A 5,429-nucleotide genomic window follows, 5' to 3' on the forward strand; every position below is an offset into this window, starting at 1 on the left:
GATCCTCGAGGACCTCGACCCCTACCCGCCGAACCTCACCCGGCGCGCCTCACCCCCCACCGAATGTCCGAAGAGCCACATTGGGAGCGAGCAGAAATCATCTATATTTGTTAATGGCATACGCGGGCCGATATGGCCATTTGTTGCCACGTACGCCTTTTGATTTCCACGATGGCAGTTTCGAGCCACACCATCAGCTCACGGACATCTGGATCGATGGTGGCGTTGGATTCATTGGTTGGTGGCGCGCGGGTGGAGGATGGACATACCACCTTGATTGAGATAGCCAATGACGCCTCATAGCCCCCAATTCCCCGGAACTGATCGCGCGTAGTTGTCGATGCCGATTGCTTCGAAGTGGCGCTTGGCTGCCTTGATCTTGGCGAGCTCTGAGGGGCGGAGCTTCGAGTCGTCGAGTGTGCTCTTGGTCTCGCGGATCATGTAGATCCTGTCTTCGCCTTCTTCGTGCTTGATGATCGCCCAGTCTGGGTTGTACGGACCGACTGGCGTGTCAATCTTGAACTTGGCTGGGAGTTTCATGAAGAGCTTGATGTCCTCGCGTGAGTCGAGCAGTTCTGCGAACTGACGCTCCACATCGGAGTCAAAGACCACGTAGTCGAAGTCGGTTTTCTGGGTGTCTTGCACCTTATACATCTGGTCCAGGAAACGGTCCTTCTCTTCCAGCCCATCCCTCTGCAGTTCTCGTAGTTCGTAGACGGAGCCGGCGATTCTTTCGTACTGGATGCCCTCGACGACGATCTTGGCGAGCTCGCTCTGCACGATGCGCTTGGCCATCGCGATGAAGTCGTTGGGGTTGCCAATGAACTCACTTAGCCGGCCACAGCCAATGAGGATGTCAACGATGGTGTGCCGGGTGAGCGAGGTTGCTTCCTGGAGTTCGGTGATGATGTCGGGGAGGTCGTAACTTCCCGCGAGATTCGTCGATCGAGTACCGAGTTCTCCACCACGGGCTCCGCCTCTGAGGACCTTGACACCTGCGCGAGTGATTTGGATGCGCAGCGGCTCGATACTCGGTGCGTCTTGGATCGCTTTGATCGTGTTGGTGATGAGCTCGTCGCGATTGACGTGGACTCGGTAGGTAGTCTTCTGGCTGATCGTGTCCCAGAAGTCTTCAAATTCTGGGGTGGAGTAGAGCTGCTTATTGAGCCTGCGCGGCTGGCGTTTACTGGCAGGCTTCACATACGTGCCGATATGGGCACGATCGATCAACTCGACGATGATCGGCTCGGCCCAGACGAGATCAACCGGCAGCCCGAGGCTGAACCCGAGTTGGTTGGGCTGGAACTTCGCACTGACCTTGCCCTCGCCGTCAATGATCCCCGTGTGCCGGAGATGCTCCCACACCTGGAGCGAGCGCTGGTAGCCGAACTGGTCGTCGGTTGGCGTACCGCTCTCGTCCTGCAGCGGGATCCTCGAGAACTCGGCTTTGCGCAGCTTGCCGATCTCGACTCCAGCCTCCTTGTACTCCTTCTGCAAGGCATCCGCGAACTGCGAGTAGGACTCGTTCGCCACGACAGTCAGAGTCGCAATCCCACGGTCAGCGACTCGGGTAAAGCCGTCGTCGGTCTTCGCAACTGGGAGACGAAGTCCACGGCCCAATGTTTGCCGGCGCTCCGTTTCGGCCCCCATCTCACGTAGGGTGCAGATCTGGAAAACGTTCGGGTTGTCCCAGCCCTCGCGCAAAGCCGAGTGACTGAAGATGAATCGCACTGGCTCGCGTTCGTCGAGCAGCCTCGCCTTGTCTTGCATGATCAGTTCGTACGCGTCGTCATCTGCCTTCGTAGTACCGGATGAGTCCTGGGCCACGACAACCCCGCCTCGCTTCTTGATATGCGAGAAATACGCCCGACGAAGTTCAGCGGGCTCCTGCGGCAGCAACTCCTGGTAGCGCGTGGACTTGGCACGCTCCTGAATGAAGACTTCGTCGAACCACTGTGCGAAGTTGCCGTTCGCGTTCTCGTTGTTCGTGCCATCACCGAGATAGCTGGCGACTTTGTCGACGAAGAATAGGCTGAGCACCTTGATGCCCTTGGCACGCAGCATCGACTCCTTCCGCAAGTGCTCACGGACTGTTTCGCGGATCATCTCCTTGTAGATCGCGTCGGTCGAAGCGCCGATGGTCTCGCCCTCGTAGAGAACACCGTGGGTCGTGAGGTCGACGTGGGCGTGCCCCTCGAGGCTCATCTCAGTGATGCGCCAGCCCTCGTAGATCGGGTTGTTGGTTAGGCGCGCGTCCGACAGTTCCTGGTGTTGCTTCACGTTTACGATGCGTCGCTCAAGCGAGCCATCGGCTTTGCGGCAGGAAAGCTCCAGTCGGGCCGACCACGACGGCTCACGCCGCACCTCGACCAGCTTGATATACGGCGTCGCATCGGCACCCTGCTGGGCCACCTCGGCTACAACGATCTGCTTCACCAACCCGAGGTCGTGCGCGTCGACCGGGTCGAGCCGGTATACGACGTTGCGCTGCTTCTTGTGGGTCGCGCTGTAGCGCAGCGTGAACACCGGGTCGAGTTCACCGACCGCGGACTGCGACAGTTGCGACTCCATGTTCTGTGGCTCGTCCATGATGACGACCGGATGGGTCGCCTTCAGGTAGTCGATCGGGCGCAGGCCGTTCAGCTTGTCGCGTGTCTGGTGGATGATGCGGGTGTTCGCGTTGCCACGGATCGAGTCAATCGTCATGATGAGGATCTGCACGTTCGTGGACGTCGCGAACGACTGGACCTCCTCGGCGCTCTTACCGCTATAGATCGAGGCATCGAAGGTGATGCCCTGCGGCTTGTAGAGGTTCTCGAAGTGCTCGCGCATGAGCCGGATGCTCGTGCTGACACCCTCACGAATCGCCACGCTGGGCACGAGGATCACGAACTTCGTGAAGTTGTAGCGGACGGCCAGATCGAAGATCGTGCGCAGGTAGACGTAGGTCTTACCCGTGCCGGTCTCCATCTCGATATCGAAGTCGAGCGCGTCGCCTGCTAGTGCCGGCGCCACCTCAAGGCCGTTGCGATCCTGCACTCGCTGCAGGTTCGCGAGGACCAGGTCGCGGTCAAGCACGAGGCTGTTGCCGACTGCGCCGACTTCCTGCGTCAGGTCGATGTCAAGCACCGACTGATCCGAGTCGGGCAGCACCGCCGCACCACGCAGGGTCGTGACCAGCTTTTCTGCATCCTTCGGCTGCCCATCGAACAGGTCGACCACGGACGCGATCGCGTCCAGCTGATACGGCTGACTCGCGTCGAACTGGAATCCTGATCCGCTCGCTGTGCTGTTCTTCATACTCAGGCCGTCCAGAGCTCAATGCCCTTGCTCTTTGCGAGCTGGGCCAGGTTGGTCTTGAGTTCGTCGTCGCCCTGGAAGGCATCCTCGAGCACGATGATCCGCGTCGGAGACTCGTCAACGAGTGCACGGAGCTGCTCGAGCGTCGGCTTGACGTGCTCGTTCAGGTACGCCAACACGGCAACATCTCCGTCACGGTCACGCACAAGCCGGACATCGAGACCACCGACCTCAGCAGGCGAGATCGCCTCAGACAGCGAGTAGCCCTGCTTGAGCAGGATCTCGGTGAGCAGATCATCGGCAGTCGCGTCATCGGTCGCACTGTCACGCAGGCTCAGCAGGTGCTGCTGCAGCGCGTCCTCCTCAACATCGCTCGACAGCCGCCACTTGGCGAAGTTCGTGTCCGAAAGTTGATAGGTACGGAAAGCTGTGTCGAGGGCTGGGCTGACCAACGACTCGTTGATCCTGTCACCTGCTCCTGAAATCCTGGCGCGACTAATCTCGGAAATCTTGGCGTACCCAAGCGACCGAGCTTCAGAATTTTCCGGAGTGGGTTCCGGCAGCTGGACGAGAATAAAGCGGCGCGATCCACCATCGAGCGCGTTCTGTGCCATCACCGCCTGGGCAGTAGTCCCGGAACCCGCGAAGAAGTCCAGTATGACGGCTTCCTTATCTCCCCCGATTCGCACAAGGTGTTGTATCAGACGCACTGGCTTTGGGAAGTCAAAAACTCCAGTTTGGCCGATCGCGCTCTCCGCCTCAGCTTTACCTGTTCGCGTCACACCAAAACGCTCCTCGGCCATTAGTGACCGAGGACGAGCGCCCTCCGATTGATAGTTCTTTGTGTAAACAAAACCTCTCTCAAAAACAAGTGATGCGTAGTCGTTCTCCACCTTGTCGCGGCCCCACCGCCAACGTGCCGTCTGCGACTTACCCACAGGTTGTTCGGGAACATATATCTGTCCGTCAGGCCCCTGAATTGGAAAGTCCAGGGAGGCAACGTACCCTAGTGTCTTTGAATCAAGGCGGACGAGCGAGTATCGACCATGCTCATCCTGTCGGTTATACGAGGTTGTTACGGCCGCTTGCGTGTCCAAATTGAAGCCAACACCGTCGGCGCGACGCGCGTAAACAAGCACATATTCGTGCTCAACGACTGCAAATTGCGAGTCGTTCTTCCCTGTACCACCCTTTTTCCAGACGAGCTGACCAGCGAAGTTAACTTCGCCGAACACCTCGTCGCAAACTTTGCGGAGATTCGCTATTTCATTGTCATCAATACTGATGAAGATCAAGCCGTCATCGGTGAGCAGGTTCCGCGCGAGCTTGAGGCGGGGGTACATCATGTTCAGCCAGTTGGAGTGGTAGCGACCTTCGGTCTCGGCATTGGTCGTGACCTTCTTGCCCTCCTCGTTGACCTGGCGCGTCCATTCGAGGTAGGTGTCGAGACCCTCCTTGTAGTTGTCCGGGTAGACGAAGTCCTTGCCGGTGTTGTACGGAGGATCGATGTAGATCAGTTTGATCTTCGCGTGGTAGTGCTTCTGCAGGATCTTGAGCACTTCAAGGTTGTCGCCCTCGATGAAGACGTTCTGCGTCGTGTCCCAGTCCTTCGAGTTATCGAAGTCGGGCTTCAGCGTCGCCGTGGTCGGCTCCTGCGCGGCACGTAGGGCGCGCTTCTTGCCGGGCCAGAACAGCCCGAAGCGCTCGCTGCTGTCGGCCGCGTCGCCGTCGAGCAGTTCTTTGAGCTTCTCGACATCCACCTTGCCGTCCGCGATGGCCTCGGGAACCAGATCGGCAAGCTGCGCTGCCAGCTCGGTCTGGAAGTTCGGTGTAGTGGATGGTGTTTCGTAGATCTCGTCAGCCATTCGGGTGATTCTCTTTCATGATTTTAACAATTTGCGTCGGGTTTGTGAATGACCCGTGGTTTATGGGCTCTTCGTAATTGAAGGTGTAGTCGGGGTGCGCGCGGCGATTGGTGGATAGGGGTCGAGGTCTTCCAGGATGGAAGTTCCTACGCTGTCCACCGGAAAGACCTCGACGTGTTCCACGCTACCTTTGCCGCGCCCGATCTGACCACCTTCTGTCGCCTTGACGAGCTCGGCCTGCAAGCTGTCGGGCAGCGCCTGGAG

At 58.7% G+C, this 5,429-nt stretch carries 3 protein-coding genes; all 3 read right to left on the reverse strand.

Annotation, left to right across the window (positions count from 1 at the left end; all coding sequences use genetic code 11):
* Positions 1-297: 297 nt before the first annotated feature.
* Positions 298-3,300 (reverse strand): restriction endonuclease, encoded by a 3,003-nt coding sequence (locus ACWAUG_RS13330; RefSeq protein ID WP_460802793.1) that lies wholly within the window; start codon positions 3,298-3,300, stop codon positions 298-300.
* A 2-nt stretch (positions 3,301-3,302) separates the two neighbouring features.
* Positions 3,303-5,165 (reverse strand): site-specific DNA-methyltransferase, encoded by a 1,863-nt coding sequence (locus ACWAUG_RS13335; RefSeq protein WP_460802794.1) that lies wholly within the window; start codon positions 5,163-5,165, stop codon positions 3,303-3,305.
* Positions 5,166-5,225: 60 nt separating this feature from the next.
* Positions 5,226-5,429 (reverse strand): hypothetical protein (locus ACWAUG_RS13340; protein WP_460802795.1); only part of this gene is annotated, 204 nt, incomplete at its 5' end.

The sequence above is a fragment of the Microbacterium sp. GXF6406 genome (assembly GCF_054798215.1).

Coding starts and splice junctions, on each gene's coding strand:
- ACWAUG_RS13330 (WP_460802793.1), bottom strand. CDS start 3,300: ATGAAGAACAGCACAGCGAGCGGATCAGGATTCCAGTTCGACGCGAGT.
- ACWAUG_RS13335 (WP_460802794.1), bottom strand. CDS start 5,165: ATGGCTGACGAGATCTACGAAACACCATCCACTACACCGAACTTCCAG.